Here is a 17,530-nt window from a genome sequence, read left to right as displayed (position 1 = left end):
CCGCATGAGCATCAACCTCAAAACACTTATCAGCAAGTTGGACGACACCTGCCGCCAGGCTACCCAGCGCGCAGCCAATCTGTGCATGGCGCGCGGCAACTACGAGGTGGACCTGGAGCATCTGTTCCTGGCCCTGCTCGAGCAGCCCAAGAGCGACTTCGTGCTGATTGCCCAGCGCTGCGGCATTTCGCCGGAGTCGCTGGAGCGCGACCTCAGCGACGAGATCAGCCAGTTCAAGACCGGCAACACCCGCACCCCGGTGTTTTCCCAGCACCTGCCGGCCTTGTTCGAGCATGCCTGGTTGATTGCCTCGCTGGATTCGGAGACCACCCGTATCCGCAGTGGCCACCTGCTGCTCGCACTGCTGACCGAGCCGGATCTGTCGCAGCTGGCCTATCGCGGATCCAAATTGTTCGTGCGCTTCAAGCGCGAAGAGCTCAAGCATGATTTCGCCAAACTGACCGAAGGCTCGCAGGAAGCGCAGACCGTGCGCTTCGCCGATGCTTCGGCAACGGGCGAAAGTGCCGGCGAAGATTCAGATGCGATGCCGGGCGAGGCAAAAGGCGGTCTGTCGAAGACCCCGGCCCTGGACCAGTTCACCACCAATCTCACCCAGCGTGCGCGCGACGGCAAGATCGATCCGGTGATCGGTCGTGATGGCGAGATCCGTCAGGTGATCGACATCCTGATGCGCCGCCGCCAGAACAACCCCATCCTCACCGGCGAGGCCGGCGTCGGCAAAACCGCCGTTGTTGAAGGCCTGGCGCGTCGCATTGCCGAGAAAGATGTACCCGAGGTGCTGCAAGGCGTGGAGTTGCACACCTTGGACATGGGCCTGCTGCAGGCCGGTGCCAGCGTCAAGGGCGAGTTCGAGAACCGGCTGAAGAACGTGATCGACGAGGTGAAGAAAAGCCCGCACCCGATCATCCTTTTCATCGACGAAGCGCACACCATGATTGGCGCCGGCGGTACTGCCGGCCAGAACGATGCCGCCAACCTGCTCAAGCCGGCACTGGCGCGCGGCGAGCTGCGCACCATCGCCGCAACTACCTGGAGCGAGTACAAGAAGTACTTTGAAAAGGACGCCGCCCTGGCGCGCCGCTTCCAGGTGGTGAAGGTGGAAGAACCCAGCGAAGTGCTGGCTGCAGCGATGCTGCGTGGCATGGTCAGCCTGATGGAAGCGCACTTCGGCATCCGCGTGCTGGACGAAGCGGTGACCGAAGCCGTTCGCCTGTCGCACCGCTACATCAGCGGCCGGCAGCTGCCGGACAAGGCTGTCAGCGTGCTGGATACCGCCTGTGCCAAGGTCGCCCTTGGGCAGAGCGCAACCCCGGCCATCATCGAAGACACCCGCAAGCATCTGGACCGGCTTGAGGCAGAGCTGGCCGCGCTGCAGCGCGAGACTGCCGGTGGCAGCACCCAGCACGAGGAGCGTCTGGCGGAACTGAAGGCGCAGCAGCTTGAAGCGCAGGCAGTGTTGGCCAGCAACGAGCAACGCTTGAGCGTTGAGCGTGAGTTGGCCGGACGTGTCGCCGCACTTCGCCAGCAGCTGGAGCAGGGTCTGGCGGCCGAGGGCGACGCAGAAGCGGCCGCGGAAGGGCAGGCCGATGTCGCTGTCGCCAAGGTTGCCGGCAAGCGCGGCAAGGCCGGCCGCGAGCTGTCGCCACAGCATGCGGAGCTTGCGAAGTTGCAGGCAGAATTGCGCGAGCTGCAAGGCGAGACGCCGATGGTGCCGCTGCAGGTGGACGGCACCGTGGTCGCCGAGATTGTGTCGGCGTGGACCGGGGTGCCATTGGGCCGCATGGTCAAGGATGAAATCCGCACCATCCGCTCGCTTGGCACGCTGCTGGAAGAACGTGTCATCGGCCAGGACCACGCGCTCGATGCCATCGCCCAGCGTGTGCGTACTGCAACCGCCAAGCTGGAAGACCCGAACAAGCCGCGCGGTGTGTTCATGTTCGTTGGGCCATCGGGCGTGGGCAAGACCGAGACCGCCTTGGCGCTGGCCGACATCCTCTATGGCGGTGAGCGCAAGTTGATCACCATCAATATGAGCGAGTACCAGGAAGCGCATAGCGTGTCTGGTCTGAAGGGCTCACCTCCGGGCTATGTGGGCTACGGTGAAGGTGGCGTGCTGACCGAGGCTGTGCGCCGAAACCCCTACAGCGTGGTACTGCTGGACGAAGTTGAGAAGGCGCACCCGGATGTTCTGGAAATGTTCTTCCAGGTGTTCGACAAGGGCGTGATGGACGATGCCGAAGGGCGCGAGATCGACTTCCGCAATACCTTGATCATCCTCACTTCCAACATCGGCTCCTCGCAGATCATGCAGTCCTGCCTCAACAAGCCGGCCGAGGAGATCCCCGCTGCGGACGCGCTTGCCGAAGCGCTGCGCCCGATCCTGATGCGCACCTTCAAGCCTGCCTTCCTCGGCCGCTTGAAAGTGGTGCCTTACTACCCGATCAGCGACGACGTGCTGGTGCGCATCATTACCCTCAAGCTTGGCCGCATACGTGACCGCGTCAGCGCCAACCACAAGGCCGCTTTCAGCTGGGATGACGGCTTGGTTGAAGCCGTGCTGGCGCGTTGCACCGAAGTGGATTCGGGTGCGCGCAACGTGGACCACATCCTCAACGGCACCTTGTTGCCGGAGATCGCAGAGAACGTGTTGACGGCCATGGCCGAAGGCACGCGTATCAACAGCATCAAAGTCAGCGCCGGCAAGAAGGGCGACTTCAAATACAAAGTTTCTTGATTACGGACGAAGGAGAACAACATGGATTTCTACGGATTTGACCGCAAAGCAGCACTGAGCCACTGCGACAGCCTGGAGCTGGGGCTGGGGCGCGACCTGGACCGCGTACGCGCCTGGAACCGCCTGCGTCCTGAGCACATCATCGAACTGCTGGACAGCGCCGTGCCGGCTGCACGGCAGGACGCACGCAATGTGGCCGCACAGATCAGCCGCGGCTCTTGGCGTATCCACATGGACAGTGCGCCGGTTGGCAAGCCGCAGCTGGTGAGCAACGTGCGTGAAGTGCTGATTGCCGCCGGCGGCCGTGACTACCGCCTGCATATCAGCGAAGGCGTTCGCCTGCGCCTTGAGGAAATCGTGCAGAGCGCTTGATCTTCAGGTGACAACGTCACCCCGGTGCCGGCGGGCACCGGGAATGGCGGTAACAAACGTTTGCATCAACCGTTTTCAGTCCGAAGCGTAGTGCGCACTGCGCTCCATGAAGGCAGATCAACACCATGGATTTGGTAGACAACGTATTGGCAGCCCTGTCCGGGCCGGCACAGACACAACGCTTCCTGCGGCTGCATACCGCGCTGGGCAGCGAGGTGCTGATTGCCGAAACCCTGGATGGCGTCGAGCAGATCGACGGCATCGGCTTTCAATGGACGATCACTGCGCTGTCGGTTGATGCGGGCCTGCAGCTGCAGCCGCTGATCGGCCAGGCTGCACTGCTGCAATTGCACCAGGCAGACGGCAGCCATCGACCCTTGCACGGACGCATCACCGCTGCCGAGCGGATCGGCAGCAACGGTGGGCTCGCGCGTTATCGCCTGCGCCTGCAACCATGGCTGGCGTTTCTGTCACAGCGCGTGGACAGCTATGTGTTCCACGACAAAACCGCGGTCGAGATTGTCGAAGACATCTTCGCGGACTACGAAGGCGTGGCACCGGAGTGGCGCTGGCTGCTGAACGATGCCAGCCAATACGCCAAGCGCAGCTTGACCACGCAGTACCAGGAAAGTGACCTGGCTTTCGTACAGCGTCTGCTGGCCGAAGAAGGCATCTTCTATTGGTTCGAACACGAAGGCGATGCCGATGCATCCGCCTTCGGCAAGCACACCCTGGTGCTTGCCGACCACAGCCACGACGTCGCCGATCTGGGTAGCGTGCGTTTTCACCGCAGCGATGAAACCGAGCGCAGTGACAGCATCCAGCAATGGCAGGAGCGGCGCAGCTGGTGCACGCCAAAGGTGGAGCGCGCCACCTGGGACTACCGCAGCCTGGAACGGCGGCAAGCCAGCGCTGAGGTAGAGCAGGGCAGCGGGCTTGGTATCGTCGACCAGGACACCAGCGGGCCATATGGCTGGCAGGACAACGCCCGCGGCCAACGTCGTGCGCAGCAGCATTTGGACGCGTTGCGAGTGCGCTCGCACCTGATCGAAGGCGCTGGCCAATGGCGTGCGCTCGCGCCCGGTGCGAAGCTCGCGTTGTCGCAGCATCCGCAAGTGGCCGGCGACGCCGGTTTCCTTTGCATTTCGGTACGTCACCAGGCGCGCAACAACCTCGACGCCGAGGTATTCGATGCGCTGGAGCAGACGCTGGGCCCAATCAATCAGCGCTCGCTGACCCTGCCGACCGCCCTGGCTGGCATCAGCAATGGGACAGCGCGCAACGACATCGACACCGGCTTCTACGACAACCAGTTTGCGGTGATTCCGGCCGAGGTCATCTACCGCCCGCAGACCGAAGACGGCCACGGCGTGCACCTGCACCCACGGCCCAGCATTACCGGCACCCTGAGCGCGATTGTGGTCAGCGATGGCGATCCCTTGCTCTCTGATCGCGACCACCGCATCAAAGTGCAATTCCCGTGGCAGCGCGGCGGCAACGCCAGCAATGGCCTGGCGCACCCGGCCGGCGACGATAACGCGCCCGCCGATGGCAAGGCGTGGACCTGGGTGCGCGTGATGGCACCGTGGGCGGGAGACAATTGGGGCGGCGTGGTGTTGCCACGGCGTGGTCAGGAAGTGCTGGTTGCCTTCCTTGAAGGCGACATCGACCGGCCGGTGATAGTCGGCGCGCTCTACAACGGCCGCGGCCAACAGGATGCACAACACAATCAGCTCAACAGCGCCGGCGCAAACGCCACCGGCAATGCCGCCGCATGGTTCGAGGGCAACGATCACGCAGCGGTGTATACCGGCTTCAAGAGCCAGGCGCTGGCAGAGAGCCAAAGCGGCACCGGTGGCTACCAGCAGCTGCGCTTCGACGACACGCCTGGACAAGGCCGTGCCCAACTGTCTACCACGCAACACGAAACCACCTTGACCCTCGGTCACCTGAAAGGTGGCAGCGACAATGTGCGTGACGGCGAACGCGGCTTCGGCGTAGAGCTTTCCACACAGGCACACGGCAGCCTGCGCGCCGGTCGCGGCTTGCTGCTGACCACCGAAGAAGGTACGCCGCAGATGGCGGCGCCGCAGGCCATCGCACAGCTGCAGCAAGGCCACGACCTGCTCAAAAGCCTTGCCGATTCGGCAGCAGATCAAACCGCGCAGCTACCCAAAGATCCCGCCGAACTGCCTATCGATCAAACCCTGACCGAACTGCAGGAACAACTGAAAGCAACGCACAGCGGCAGCGCTGGCAGCATCAGTGGCGGCGATGGCGAAGCACCCGGCTGGAGCGCGCCGGTATTACTTGGCAGCGGCGTAGCAGGCGTAATGAGCCTGACCCCGGCTGATCAGGCCTGGGTAAGCGGCACCCACACCTTGCTCAGCAGCGGCGTTGCCCTGAACTGGATGACCCAAGGTTCACTCAGCCTGGCTGTCGCCCAAGGCTTGGTGCTGTACACGGTGGGCAGCGAAGCCAGCAAAGACAGCCCGAATCAGGAGCGCGGAATCGCCCTGCACGCAGCACAAGGCAAGGTGAGCGCTCGCGCGCACAAGAACCAAGCCACGATCGCCGCGAAAACCAATGTCCGCATTGCCAGCACCGAAGCCGATATCGAGATGGCGGCGCCGAGCAAGCATCTGCTGGCTACTGCGGCCGGTGCTTACATTCGGATTGAAGGCGACAACATCGAGCTGGGTGCGCCCGGGAAGATTGAGTTCAAGGCGAGCCAGAGGGATTGGGTGGGGCCTGCGGGCGTGAGCGCGATGGCAGAGGTGCCAAGCGGTCAAGGTAAAGGGTGTGCTGAGCGAATTCGTGAAGCAGCCATTTCGGGCGCAGCTTTGGTATGAGTTTCGCTCTATGTTCCCCCGAAGAGATTGCTGAGCAGGCAACGTTGGCGCTTAGGCTTGAACTCGATCTGTCCAAGACCCATACCCTTGCGGTGCTGATTGATCCAGCAATAAGAGACCCTTGGTGCGAATTGGCTCCGCACCTTCCAAGTGATGCCTCGCCAATTTTTCTTAAAATTGGGCACCCAGATATTGATGCTAACAAACTACCGTACCTCCTTTGGGTTGATGATGAGCGGAATAGAGAGCGAGTAGTAAGTGCATCTCTGACAATCGCTGCTCGGGAGTGCGTAGCAGGCATGAAGGAAAGTAGGGGGGCAAGATCGGTTTGCGCATGGCTACCTATTCCTATCAACGCTAAAAATGATGGGGCTGCTTTGGCTAGAGCGCTGAGCCGGAATGCCACCATCGTTCGATCTGGTGAGCAATCGCTGTACTTTCGTTACTTTGACCCTCGAGTTATGGCTCGGCTTGAAAGCATTCTTGACCTGAAGCAACGCGCAGCGTTGATTGCACCACTATCAAAATGGTTGTTTCTCGATACACATGGTCGTTTTCAGGTGATGAAGGGAATGCCGCGAGATCACGTGGCTGTCGAGGATTTCAAACTATCCGTAGGTCAGCTGAAGGCGTTGGAGCGGGTGGCGTGGTTGCAGCAGTTGCGTCATCAGGCAAAAACGTGGAGGGGCGACCGGTTGCTAGATGACCAACAGCTGGATGCTGCATTGATGGAGGCACAATCCAAAGGTTTGGTGTCGCAAGAGGATTGTCTTGTCTACGCGTCATGCTTTTTTTTGTTGGGGTCGGACTTCCTCAAATATCCATATGTTTCTCAGGCCATTTTAGATGGCGCGAAGCAGATCGGATGTTTTGCATCACGTATGGCTCGTCTGGAAAATATTCAATTGCAAGAAATCCGCGACTTTGCGGAGAAGAACAGCCTAGGGCAGGAATTTCGTCATGACTGAGAAGCAGGGATCGCAAAATCTTTCCGGCGCTATACGCGCTGCAGCGAATGCCAAGGGTGAGATGCCAGGAAAGTGTCGCAACTGCACAGACAAAATCGGCCTGGCAATTCTGCCAGTCTGCTTCGCTCCTGCGCCAAATTACATGACCACTTGGCTCGCTTCTGATCCGCTTGCGTCCGCAGAGGTTACCAGACTTGGCGCGGCACTTAATGCAGTCGACGAAACCGCCACTTGGTACTACATGCGTACCTTGCAGACAGGTTACCTGTACATCTATAAGCCTGACAATACGTGGGATGCGTATGTAGTCGGTGTGGATGGAATGCTCAACAGGACCCCGGTAGACGTGCTTCCAGATTCCCCAGACGGTGAACTTCTGACCAAATGCCGCCGAGAAGGGCATAGCAACTTGAAGCCGCGTTTCATTACCCTGGATGCGACATTAGATAAGGTATGGATTGCTTTTAGCCAACATCGCTGGTCAAAAGAAGTTCGACAGCGCTATGAGAGTAATGCGGAAGGCTGCCGGATGCTGAGAATGACTGAGCTAGACGTGGCGGCGGCTGCTAGAGGCGATGTCGGCTCCGGAAAAACCGTCTCATTTGGTATGAGGGTCACTGAAGATTCGCTTCGTGGCGTAGCTGATTTTACTTCTCCTGGCTTTCAAAAGCGTCTGCATGAATTCAGTCCCAGGGCCGTGTTGGATTTGTCAGCGCTACGAGCGACATTGGCTACGGAAATGGCAGTGGCGTCGAGCGGTGTGCCGTCTAAGCAAGGTGTCGTGCTGGTTATACCTGATCCGGTTGGGCTGGCTGATGATCACAATGCCTTGCGGTTCATGGCGCAGCAAAGGTATGACGAATGGAAAGCAGGTGGCGCTACCGTTGAAGGTAAGGGTATCGACAGGCTTCGGGGCTGGAAACGTCAGTCCGCTACTCATGTTACGTATATCGAGGCTTGGGTTCATCAGCGGGCCGAGTGGGAAGGTAAGCAGACCGCAGACACCCTAAGGGTTGCGGGTGACAAGATGCACACTCAGGGGGTGGGGCTGCTAACGGAATCAGATTTTCAACGTCGCTACGGTCGTTATATCAATCAACCGCTCAAGAATGAAAGGGGATTGAACGTCTACCATCGGGCGCGTTGGGTCCCTTTTTCGGATGCTGCATCGGGAAAGCCGCGAATGACTGTTTCTAAATTCTCGGAGACACTGGAGCCTCGCGATTACGATCCAAATTGGAAATCTGAGCGGCTAGGGTCTTTGCAGCTTTCGGATGAATACTATGCTGCCAATGCTAGCTATCATGGCGGAATAAGAGCAGGGCGGAAATTAAGTCGGTACCGCGAGCGACTTGATGTTAGTGCACTCGGTGCCTTTAATTCACTTTACACGGCGCAAGAAAATGCGTGGCAAAGTACAATAAAAAAAATTGATGATGACTTGGTAAAGTTCGCAAGAGGAGCCTGGCCGGAGATTATTTTTGCAAATGACTTCGGCGTGGGCTTTTCTCCGGGCAAGCCAAAGGACGGGATCCAAGTTGCACAATCGGTTATCGATGCGGTAGCGCGACTTCGGGCCGCGGAGTCATTGTATGGCGGTGGTGCCGTTTCAGAGAGTTCATACAAGCTATTGAATGAACTTTTCGAGCTCGATCCATCCGACCCAAAAAACTGGTTTGCGGGTGCGTTGCTCACTGGCTTTGATCTGCTCGGGAGCGCGGTTTCGCCGGGAAATGCAGGTACCGTCTACTCTGCTATCGTTGGTGGCGGAATGCTGCCGACATCGTGGTGGCAGCAATTCCGAACCTACCAACAATCTGCGGTGACGGCCGCAGAAAGCTTGGTGACCGGGATGCAGCAAGTTGCTAATGAAGGTAAAACTCGCGCGTTGAAAGCCTCGGCAGGAAAGGGCGGGGCGGCTGCGGCTGCCGCTATAGAGCAGATATCGCAGCGCGAAATCGTCTGGGTTAGAGCAGCAGCGCTATGGGACTTTATTGACGCAGAAAAGCAGCATTATTCCGTCAACGTAAAAATGAAAGTTGGTGAGTACCTTGATGCGATTGCTTCGGGCAATCCAGCTTCGGCTGGCACCTTTGAAATGAGTGGGCGCAAAGTTGGTGATAGAACGGCGTCGCGGCAGGCCAATGCCAGTTCGAAGAAAGTGCTAGAGAAGCTAAGTAGGCACCCCGGATTTCAGGCGGAGATTACAGTTCCGCTTATTGTCGAAAAAGAGCTATTGACCAAGGTGAAGGGAAAGCAGGGGACGATTCAGTTGTATAACATTGGTCAGGCGCAAGGCTTTGTGGAACTGCCCACGGACGTTGCATCACGACTAGTTAAGGGCAACTCGATCTACCGCCCGCGTGCGTGGGGAGCGTTTGTTAACAGAGAGGTTGGATTCTCTATGTTAGGCGCGATTCTTTCAGTGCGTCAGTTTTGGGATGCGATCCAGAAGATCGGTATAACATCTGGATTCAATTTTGCTGACGCTGCGGTGAATGTTGTCGGGGGTATCTCGGGAACTGTTAGTGGTATGCTCGAAATCGGTGCTTTTGCATTCCAAACGGCAGGGCGCCAGGCTGCGCCGGTGGGGGCTTCTGTACTTGCTGTAAATGTTAATAGAGCTCTCATGCTTCGGTTTCTGGCAGGGATGTCGGCGGGTGTCGGTGCATGTATGAGCGGAATTTCCGCCTATATCAGCGCGATCAGAACCCAGTCGAAAGGAGAGGTTGCGGCAGCGCACAACTATGTTGTTGCGGGTACGCTTCTTTTTGCTTCTGGTTTCGCAGTTATGGGAGGTTCATTCCTTACTTGGAAGGCAGCTGTGGCAGCTAGGGTCGGGCAGCAAGTTGCTCTGCGAATTTTGGGTGGCGTGGCGCTGAGGAGTTCGTTAGGCGCATTATTGGGCGCGAGTCTTACCGGAATCGGCGTGGTATTACTGATCATTGGTATCGCATGGGCATTGTATGCAGCGAGCCTTGAGCACGATGAGAATGAAAAATTCTTGGATCGGTCTTTTTTTGGTAAACATGAAAGGACCGAGGGGCGGTTCGGTGGGCCCCCAATGGTTGACGAGGATGTTTGGTCAGGACAGGGAGTTAATGACGAGATGCTTGCTCTTGGAGCCCTTGCGCTTGGTATATCAGCAGTTATTGACAACTGGGAGGACAACGTCCTCAGCAAAGATGTGATCCTCGCGACGATAACCGTTGGCAATTTCAAGCCGGCAGAGCAGGAGGTGCACTATCGCCTTGAGGGATATGAAGCCATGCCAAATCTTGCAGTTGAACGCGTGATGTCGGGTGTCAATTTTGGTAGTAGTGTTACAGCGCCATTGGTTTTTCAGAAGGATGCAGAGAACGGGGCAGTTCAACTTGCGTCGATCAGGCAGGCTGTTCCAGATAAGTTTAACGTAGTGAGGTTGATTTATTCTTTGCATGAAAATGGGGGCGAAGAGCCGATAGCGCGAGGTGAGGTCTGGGAAACGGACTGATTTGTAGTTCCTGAGGTATCCGATGATTATTTTTTTATTGAAAGTAAAATGAATACTGATGAATCTAGTCGCACGTCGATAGTGCACCTTCCGTCGCGCACTAATCGAGCATCCGCTACTGCGACCACTCACGGTGCCGTGATCGAGGTCTATGAGAATGGCTTGTCTTTCGTCGATCAAGTTGGCTTGATGCGCGGGTACCTGAGCAGTGGAGGATTTCTCGGATTGGTAGGGGTGGCTCTTGGTATTTATGCATCAGTAAGACTAGGATCATCTTGGTTGATCTTACCTCAGCTATTTCTTTTTTTTATTGCCCTGCTGTTTATCCAGATTGACTGGGTGGGTTATCGGTATGAGCCAGTGCTTTTTGATCGCTCATCCGCGAAGATTCATATCTTCAAGTCAATAGGTCTGCCTTGGTGGGAATGGGGATGGAATATATTTGGTCGGCCAAAAAGCGAAGTGCAGTCCTTTGATTGGGATTGTGTTGAGGCTGAAGTTGTTTCCTTCACCATCTTCACGGGTCAGATTCCAAGGCGTGAGTGTTCGTTGGTGCTTTCGATCAAGAATGAGCCCGGAGGAGCTGTCGAGATCCAGCGCGTTGGCGTCGGGCCTACGTTCGGTTACGGCGATACTAGTGGCGCAATTGAGCGTTGGGAGTATATTCGCAGGTTAATGGAGAGACGCGGGCCTGTTTGGACGCCGGATGAATACCGTTTTAGGGATTTTGGTACTGGGTTCTGGGAGTCAGTCACCATTGGGCAGCCGCTCATAGGTCCTGGGTGTGGGGCGAACTGGCGTAAGGGCCCGCTGGTCTGGATTCTGGGGTTGATGGCGCTGGTTGCGTTCCCTATCACTGCATATGCAGGGATGTGTCGCTACATTAGTTTTAGAATGAAACGGAGGCCGACGTGGCCAGAAATTGTCAAGCTCTCAGTTGGCGCTGGTCCATTCGACGATGCGACCGCTACGGCGATCCATATGTCTAACGAGGGTGGCAGAAAATCCCTTAAGTGAATTTGGCACTGTTCGTCTTGTGTCGCGATAACCAATTTCCAACTGGAGACTCCCCGTGATTAAGGCGCCTGCCAGCAACTGCTATCCAAGGGTCCGCAGTCCTTCGGTGGTCTTGATTTAAAAAAAATCGAGGGAGCGAAGTGAATGAAACTGTTTGCCAGTGATTTATTGTCTGGGATGGCTGAACTTCCCGCGAAGAGTGGTGGTTGGGGGATGCTGTTGAATGCCTCCGACGAGGCGCAGCGCCTCAAGCCAGCCTCCGTGAAGGCCATTCAATCCATCAACGATTCGTTTGTGGTCTTCTCGTTGACCAACTCAGCCTCCACCCGCGGATTCGCGTTCGTTTTGGGTTTGGTGATCGGATGCGCAGGCATTAGCATGGTGCTTGCCGACGTCGCGTTAGGCGGGGTACTTTCTCGCGAAGATTTCTGGCCTCACCTTGCTGGTGCATACGCGGTCCTTCTCCTGATCTCTGGGATGTTCATCGCATGGTCCGTTACGTCCGTCAGGCGCACTCTTTCGCCCCCGGTGGTGCTGAGCAGAAGGCTAAGAAAGTTCTATTGTTGGATAGGACCTAAAGCAGGATGGGTCGCTCTTGAATACGATAAGGCGCATCCTGTCTCGATGGTCTCCCGAAGCTATAGCGTGGCCGGTGCCGCTACCGGATATGTGCTTGCCGTAGTCGATATGGATGCCTCCAACCGGTCTATCCGATCGTACGTACCTCTGGCGCAGCCGTATCGCGACTATCGAGCACCGGAGATGGTCTGGGAGTTCATTCGCGCCTATATGGATGGCGATCTGGAGGATCTGCCTGCGGCAGACCCAATGCCGCCGACCGACGATGCCCGCGCGGATTTCGCATTGTTGGACAGAAGGCTATTTGGTGATTTGATTGATGATCGACATCGGGTCAAGCCAGGTGTGTTCCCGATGGTCTATGTCCATGTGGTTGGCGCGCTAATGTATTGGTTCGAACGAGCGGGGTTCTGGATTTTCCGAGTTGCTCCAAAGCCCGACTGGCCGCAGGATATCCAGGCCGAAATGTCTGCAGCCAATTTTAGTAGTTCGTTCCGTGTGAGAGAACGCACAGATTCGGAGCGCCTCGCCTATACCGGTAAGCTTGGATATTTGAACCGTCGTTGGCTCGTGCTTGGCGCGATTTGCACGGTAATTGTGTTCATGATGTTTGCGGTGCTCGGAGTGCCACCCTGGTTTTCTGCATTGAATCGCGGGTGAGGCAATGCTTCATTGGTGATTGGCGTCCGACGGATGATTATCAAGATTGACGCGAAATAGTTTTGTATTAGCGGTTATGAGTACTAAATCTATATACCGGAAGCGTGTTTGCTCAATTGGGTAGGTTGATATGCTGACAGGTTGGCATCCAAAGTTTGAGGTTGAGAGAGGGCTCGTCAATCGCGAAAAGACAGAGCATCTCGCTCTGGGCGCGAGGGGTGATCTGCATCCAGATGATTCCGCTTCACTGGTATCCCTTAACTCAACTTATGCGGAGTTCGTAGATCGAACTTTTTCAATGAAAGGTTTTATACCTACGTTAGTAACAGGCGCTTTTAGCTTTCTTTGCGTAGTTATCGCTATTTGCGCTGTCGTTTCAGTCTTTCCAGCGAGTCCGACATGGGCTGATTTTTTGGCTGTAGTTTTATTTCTACTATTAATGGGCGGCTTGATACTATTTTTTTGGAACTTGGTGTTGAAGTACGATTTCTTTGCATATCGATACTATCCTGTTAGATTCAATAGATTGACAAGAAAAATTCATATTTTTAGGAATAACGGCGGCACCGGTGAGGTCGTTGTTCCGTGGGGAAGCAATCGCCTGTTCTTCTTTGTGGGATGGGGAACCCAGAACAAAAGTCTGTGCGACCTTCGTTGCCATATTTTAAATAGGAATGGGATCATCACGGATACGTTTACTGTAGGTACTTTTACTGATGACCCTATGCGAGTGCGCGGGCGGTGGGAATTCATCAATAGGTATATGGAAGGCGGGCCCGATCGTGCTGTTTCTCACGAATCGGATAGGGTGATTACTCTGTCGATGAAAAACAGCTTCAAAAACTCCTATCGCTGGACGTGTTTCTTGCTCGGTCGGTCGCTATTTCCTTTGAGGTATATTCTGTTTCCTTGGTATGGGATGTTGGCACTGACTCGTTGGTTGGTTATGGCGACATGCGCGGTGCCCCGTTTTTCCCCCGCCACTGTTGCGGACAGTGGGTTCGATCCAGATGATAAGGGGCGCTGGGAAGAGCCTGACTATATCGACCAGTTTGGCGAACGACCGGATGTGGTGGCACGAATGAGAGAGCTTCATCGTGAGCGGCAGCGGCGGCATGGAACTCCAGACCGTAAATAAGAGGTATAGGGCCTTTCTTGTCTTGCTCGGGCTCGGCAAACCTATCTGCTACCAGGGTGATGCACCCTGGAGCGAACTACTGCGTAGCATGGCTATCCGGCAAAGACTTCGACTAGACACCGGTCCAGAGTTCATCGTTTTGGCGTTGGCGGAATGGGCTGAGCGCAAGAACATCGCACTGATTTCATTGAGCCAGGACGGCCGATGCATAGCCGTTTCATCGAACGCTTCAATGGCAGGGTCTGTCGGCGCGTTTTGGATATGTACGGCTTCCGCAATTTCCGAGAAGTAGGCGAATCGGCAAAACAGTGGTTGGTCGACTACAACACCGAGAGGCCTCATGAAGGTCTTCGCGGGCCGACGCACGCTGAGTTCCGTCAGTACCGCGGATCGGAAACCTCTAAATCAGCCTGGCATCGAGCCGCGGGGAGTTGGCAATACCTAACGTCTAGTTATCCAGCGATACACATCTAAACGTATTCGAACTGTTCTGATTCACGGGGATTGTTGAATTTTCGAAGAGCGCCGATTGTTGAGGTGGCGGAGAAGGGTTGGAATGGAAGCGTGTAATTGTCATTGAAACTATGGCTAGTGTGTCCCCGCCATGGCTTGAATGACTACGCTGGACTCTTTCGGACCCCGATGTGGGTCCGGTAGGATTGATGGCTTTCGAAGGCTCATAGTTCGGGGAGTACCAATCTCCTACCCACTCGAACCCATGGTCTATCAGGTCATACAAGCCCAAAGGAGTTGCGGGGAACAAACCTATCGAGGAGGAATCGCCTGTTTATTTATGCTGGCTGCTAAATTCGGCATAGTGAGCGAAATTCGCAACATTTCGCCCGTTTTCAACGACCCCTGTGTCGGTCGGCCATACAATCATCTTTCCGCGATTTCTTGCAGCATATTCCCATTGCGCTTCGGTGGGTAAGTCCATGGGTATTCTTACTTGTTGCCCGATCCACTGGCAATAATTCTTTGCTCCTTGCCAATCTACGCCTGCTGCAATATTTGGTAGGGTGCGGTAAGGGGGATCCATTTCTTGCTGGGCAATTTTTTCCCTTCCGGTTGCTTCGGTAAAAACATCGAAGTCTTCATAGGTAACTTTATAAGCTCCTAGTGAGTAGTCACTCAGCGTAACTTCGTGAAGCACGTCGTCGTTTTGATCGCCTGAGTAGGGCATGCTTGCGCGGGGGTCAATGGGTCCAAAGTCTCCCATCATGAACGTCCCGCCTTTGATGCTGACCAAGTCCATCAAGGTTTTAGCTTTAAGAGCTTCAACTTTCCTTTGAATTTCGGCTGGGCTTGATTTCGCCGTTGTCTCTACGGGTTGCGCATGGCAGTCGGTAGCGAAACTCACGCAGATCAGCGCATTGCACAGCAGAAGCGTAGTTCTTATTTTCATGGAAGCGTCGAACGTTCTCGATAAGCGCGGTGCCGAAATCGATGCTCATCACATCGCCGGGCAGGCAGGATCCTTCCCGCGTACACCAGCACAGATCTTCGCGCGGCACTCCAGGCCCTTGGTGGTGTTCGCACCAGGGCACGCGCGCAGCTGCGTTTGGATGGTGGATTCGGTTGAAGCAGTTCTCCGCGTTCCCACCTGTTCGAACGCGACGCGTTCGTCATCGGCACGCTTCTTGTCGTCTGCTTCAATCTTTGCGATCAGATCATCCATGGTCTGAGGCTGCGAGGCCGCTGCAGCTTTCTTCTTCTTGCTTTCCTCTTCCTTGATGATGCCCAGCAATGTGCCAAGCAGGTTCTCGTCCTGGCCTCGGCCTGTTGCTGCGGGGCGCGCCGATGCGGTTGCGCGTTGCGCACGAGCATCTCTTGCCGTAGCGGCAGGCGCAGGAGCGGCATTGGCCGCGTTGGTAGCCTGCGGCGCTGCTGCAGCATTGCGGCTCTTGGCGTCGGCGGTTTCCGGTGCATCCACAATCATCGCAGCGCCGTCGTTCGGGGCTGCTGATGGTGCATCTGGGTGGCCTGTTGCACTTCCAGACGAATCTGGATTTGCATCCGGGTTCAACGAGTACTCCGCGCTATCCTGCGATGCACTGCTTGAGAACCACCACAGCGTTGCTGTAGTGAATGCCAGTAGAAGTGCGCAGCATGCGCCAGCCCATAGCCAGACGCGCCGGCTGTGAACTGGCCGGTCTTTGGTGGCGCGCGATGATGCGGCAACCTGTCGACCTTCCATGTCTGCGAGAATGCGGCCCGTGTTCGGTGCCGGGCCGTTGTTCTGCGCTCCCCCTGAGAGCAGACTCGGCCGATTGATTCCGCCATTATTCAAGTGCTTCCAGCCCTTGGTTTGAGTCGGCTAGTGCCGAAACGAATACGCGCATTTGTAGAGTAAGCCTTTCGATGCGTCAACCAGCTTGGTCGTCATGGAGGACCGGTGACTGTAATTCTCGTTGTAGCCATTGTGCTGTTGTTGCTTGTCGCGTTGCTCTGTTGGGGGTTGTTGTTTCCTGAGTCCCTGGGTCCGGTGTTTGCGCGCCTGCAGGCGCGTTGGACTGCGGCGCGGCAGCGCGCTGGGCGTGCGGGCGATCGCGCGGGGCAGGGCGCTGCGCGTGTGCGCAGTGGGGTTCGTGAAGAGGTTGTGAGTGTGCGTGCTGCGCTGCGTCGTCACTGGCCTGTGTTGGCGGTCGCGATAGGCTTGCTGTGCATTCCTCCGTTGGTGATTTTGATGTCACGGCAGACCGTGGTGCTGTCTGATTTCCGCGGTGATGATCTTGCCGAGTCGGGCTCGATGGTTGCGCAATTGTTGCGCGGTGAACGGCTGACGCCGCCACCTGCGCCGCCGCCGGAAGTGTTCACCACCACCGAGATACGCCGCCTGCGTCCAGAAATAGTTACAGCTGATCGCAAATGGAATCAGATTGATCCGGATCTGCAGCAACGCGTTCTGGCTATCTACGAAGTGATGCGTCGCCAGTATGGTTACGAGATGGTGTTGATCGAAGGCTATCGAAGCCCAGAGCGCCAGGCGGAGTTGATGGCGGGCGGCAAGGCAACCCGTGCAGGTGCCTGGCAGAGCTGCCATCAATACGGGTTGGGCGTGGATAGCGCGCCAATTCGTGACGGGCGTCTGCAATGGGACATGGAAGATCCGTGGACCCGGCGCGGCTATTTTCTCTATGGCGAACTTGCTGAACAGGCGGGGCTGGATTGGGGCGGCAATTGGCGCAGCCTGAAGGACTATGTGCATGTTGAAGTAACGGATCGCTGCAGGGCAGCACGCAACGCAAAGCGTGATGAACTGCGCCGCCAAGGCTTATAAGCGCCAGCAAGTGCTGGTATCGTAAGCCGGTGATGACTCGGGTCGCCGTTGGACAGGGGCGATGGAAAGGCCGGGTCACGGCGAATCAAGGAGCATGATGCATGGCACGACCGTTTATCGTTGTCGGCGACAAATTGAGTCATGGCGGTAGCGTGGTGTCTGGCACTGGTCAGACCGACGTCAATGGCAAACCAGTTTCCCGCATTGGGGACCGCGCAATCTGTGCGGTGCACGGGCCAACTTCAATCATCAGTGGTGACGCTACCGTCGTGATCGATGGGCAGCCTGTTGCACGTGACGGAGATCGCACTGCGTGTGGTGCCACATTGATGGCAACACAGAGCAGCACTGGGTTGGGCTGATTGCGACACGCAGTACAGGAGCAGGCATGGAGCACGGCGACTGATGGCAGGATG

At 56.6% G+C, this 17,530-nt stretch carries 12 protein-coding genes and 1 pseudogene; 11 read left to right on the top strand and 2 right to left on the bottom strand.

Going from position 1 to position 17,530, the window contains the following annotated elements:
- The first annotated feature begins 4 nt into the window (after positions 1 to 4).
- The 9 genes from tssH (at position 5) to ABE493_RS01595 (ending at position 14,308) form a co-directional block, all read left to right on the top strand.
- Positions 5 to 2,755 (top strand): type VI secretion system ATPase TssH, encoded by a 2,751-nt coding sequence (tssH, locus tag ABE493_RS01635; RefSeq protein ID WP_346496646.1) that lies wholly within the window; start codon positions 5 to 7, stop codon positions 2,753 to 2,755.
- Between the two features lie 21 nt (positions 2,756 to 2,776).
- A complete protein-coding gene (locus tag ABE493_RS01630; RefSeq protein ID WP_062167671.1) occupies positions 2,777 to 3,127 on the top strand; it encodes a hypothetical protein in 351 nt (116 codons plus the stop codon).
- 125 nt (positions 3,128 to 3,252) lie between these two features.
- Positions 3,253 to 5,979, top strand: coding sequence for a type VI secretion system Vgr family protein (locus ABE493_RS01625; RefSeq protein WP_346496644.1), 2,727 nt, complete (start codon positions 3,253 to 3,255; stop codon positions 5,977 to 5,979).
- Entirely contained in the window at positions 5,976 to 6,947 is a 972-nt protein-coding gene (locus tag ABE493_RS01620) for a hypothetical protein (protein WP_346496642.1), read from the top strand. The genes ABE493_RS01625 and ABE493_RS01620 overlap by 4 nt, the downstream gene beginning before the upstream one ends.
- On the top strand, positions 6,940 to 10,440 hold the full coding sequence (locus ABE493_RS01615) for a T6SS effector BTH_I2691 family protein (RefSeq protein WP_346496640.1): 3,501 nt from the start codon (positions 6,940 to 6,942) through the stop codon (positions 10,438 to 10,440). Before ABE493_RS01620 ends, ABE493_RS01615 begins: the two co-directional genes overlap by 8 nt.
- 48 nt (positions 10,441 to 10,488) lie before the next feature.
- On the top strand, positions 10,489 to 11,457 hold the full coding sequence (locus ABE493_RS01610; protein ID WP_346496638.1) for a DUF6708 domain-containing protein: 969 nt from the start codon (positions 10,489 to 10,491) through the stop codon (positions 11,455 to 11,457).
- Positions 11,458 to 11,601: 144 nt separating this feature from the next.
- Complete coding sequence (locus ABE493_RS01605) at positions 11,602 to 12,696, top strand: hypothetical protein (protein ID WP_346496636.1); 1,095 nt, start codon at positions 11,602 to 11,604, stop codon at positions 12,694 to 12,696.
- Between the two features lie 298 nt (positions 12,697 to 12,994).
- Positions 12,995 to 13,834 carry a DUF6708 domain-containing protein gene (locus ABE493_RS01600; RefSeq protein ID WP_346496634.1) on the top strand — a complete coding sequence of 280 codons (840 nt, stop codon included), beginning with the start codon at positions 12,995 to 12,997 and terminating at the stop codon, positions 13,832 to 13,834.
- Between the two features lie 186 nt (positions 13,835 to 14,020).
- The gene (locus ABE493_RS01595) at positions 14,021 to 14,308 is read left to right on the top strand and encodes an integrase core domain-containing protein (protein ID WP_430980690.1); all 288 of its coding nucleotides are present in this window, start codon (positions 14,021 to 14,023) and stop codon (positions 14,306 to 14,308) included.
- Here the strand turns inward: ABE493_RS01595 and ABE493_RS01590 are convergent.
- Positions 14,283 to 15,089, bottom strand: a pseudogene (locus tag ABE493_RS01590) (formylglycine-generating enzyme family protein). The gene ABE493_RS01595 and the pseudogene ABE493_RS01590 overlap by 26 nt on opposite strands.
- Before the next feature lie 198 nt (positions 15,090 to 15,287).
- Positions 15,288 to 15,860 (bottom strand): hypothetical protein, encoded by a 573-nt coding sequence (locus ABE493_RS01585; protein ID WP_346496632.1) that lies wholly within the window; start codon positions 15,858 to 15,860, stop codon positions 15,288 to 15,290.
- A gap of 660 nt (positions 15,861 to 16,520) precedes the next feature.
- Here ABE493_RS01585 and ABE493_RS01580 point away from each other — a divergent pair.
- Together ABE493_RS01580 and ABE493_RS01575 are read left to right on the top strand one after the other, a co-directional pair.
- Positions 16,521 to 17,114, top strand: a complete 594-nt coding sequence (locus ABE493_RS01580; RefSeq protein WP_346496630.1) for a M15 family metallopeptidase — start codon at positions 16,521 to 16,523, stop codon at positions 17,112 to 17,114.
- Between the two features lie 101 nt (positions 17,115 to 17,215).
- Positions 17,216 to 17,476, top strand: coding sequence for a PAAR domain-containing protein (locus ABE493_RS01575; RefSeq protein ID WP_346496628.1), 261 nt, complete (start codon positions 17,216 to 17,218; stop codon positions 17,474 to 17,476).
- Positions 17,477 to 17,530 lie beyond the last annotated feature (54 nt).

Origin of the sequence: Stenotrophomonas terrae (assembly GCF_039674165.1) — a bacterium.
In the GTDB taxonomy this organism is placed as follows: domain Bacteria; phylum Pseudomonadota; class Gammaproteobacteria; order Xanthomonadales; family Xanthomonadaceae; genus Stenotrophomonas; species Stenotrophomonas terrae_A.
This window is presented reverse-complemented; position numbering and strand designations above follow the sequence as displayed.

Bases quoted from the DNA above. Each gene is read 5' to 3' on its own strand.
- ABE493_RS01630 (WP_062167671.1), top strand. From the start codon at position 2,777: ATGGATTTCTACGGATTTGACCGCAAAGCAGCACTGAGCCACTGCGAC.
- ABE493_RS01575 (WP_346496628.1), top strand. From the start codon at position 17,216: ATGGCACGACCGTTTATCGTTGTCGGCGACAAATTGAGTCATGGCGGT.
- ABE493_RS01605 (WP_346496636.1), top strand. From the start codon at position 11,602: ATGAAACTGTTTGCCAGTGATTTATTGTCTGGGATGGCTGAACTTCCC.
- ABE493_RS01625 (WP_346496644.1), top strand. From the start codon at position 3,253: ATGGATTTGGTAGACAACGTATTGGCAGCCCTGTCCGGGCCGGCACAG.
- ABE493_RS01610 (WP_346496638.1), top strand. From the start codon at position 10,489: ATGAATACTGATGAATCTAGTCGCACGTCGATAGTGCACCTTCCGTCG.
- ABE493_RS01600 (WP_346496634.1), top strand. From the start codon at position 12,995: ATGAAAGGTTTTATACCTACGTTAGTAACAGGCGCTTTTAGCTTTCTT.
- tssH (WP_346496646.1), top strand. From the start codon at position 5: ATGAGCATCAACCTCAAAACACTTATCAGCAAGTTGGACGACACCTGC.
- ABE493_RS01580 (WP_346496630.1), top strand. From the start codon at position 16,521: ATGTCACGGCAGACCGTGGTGCTGTCTGATTTCCGCGGTGATGATCTT.
- ABE493_RS01615 (WP_346496640.1), top strand. From the start codon at position 6,940: ATGACTGAGAAGCAGGGATCGCAAAATCTTTCCGGCGCTATACGCGCT.
- ABE493_RS01620 (WP_346496642.1), top strand. From the start codon at position 5,976: ATGAGTTTCGCTCTATGTTCCCCCGAAGAGATTGCTGAGCAGGCAACG.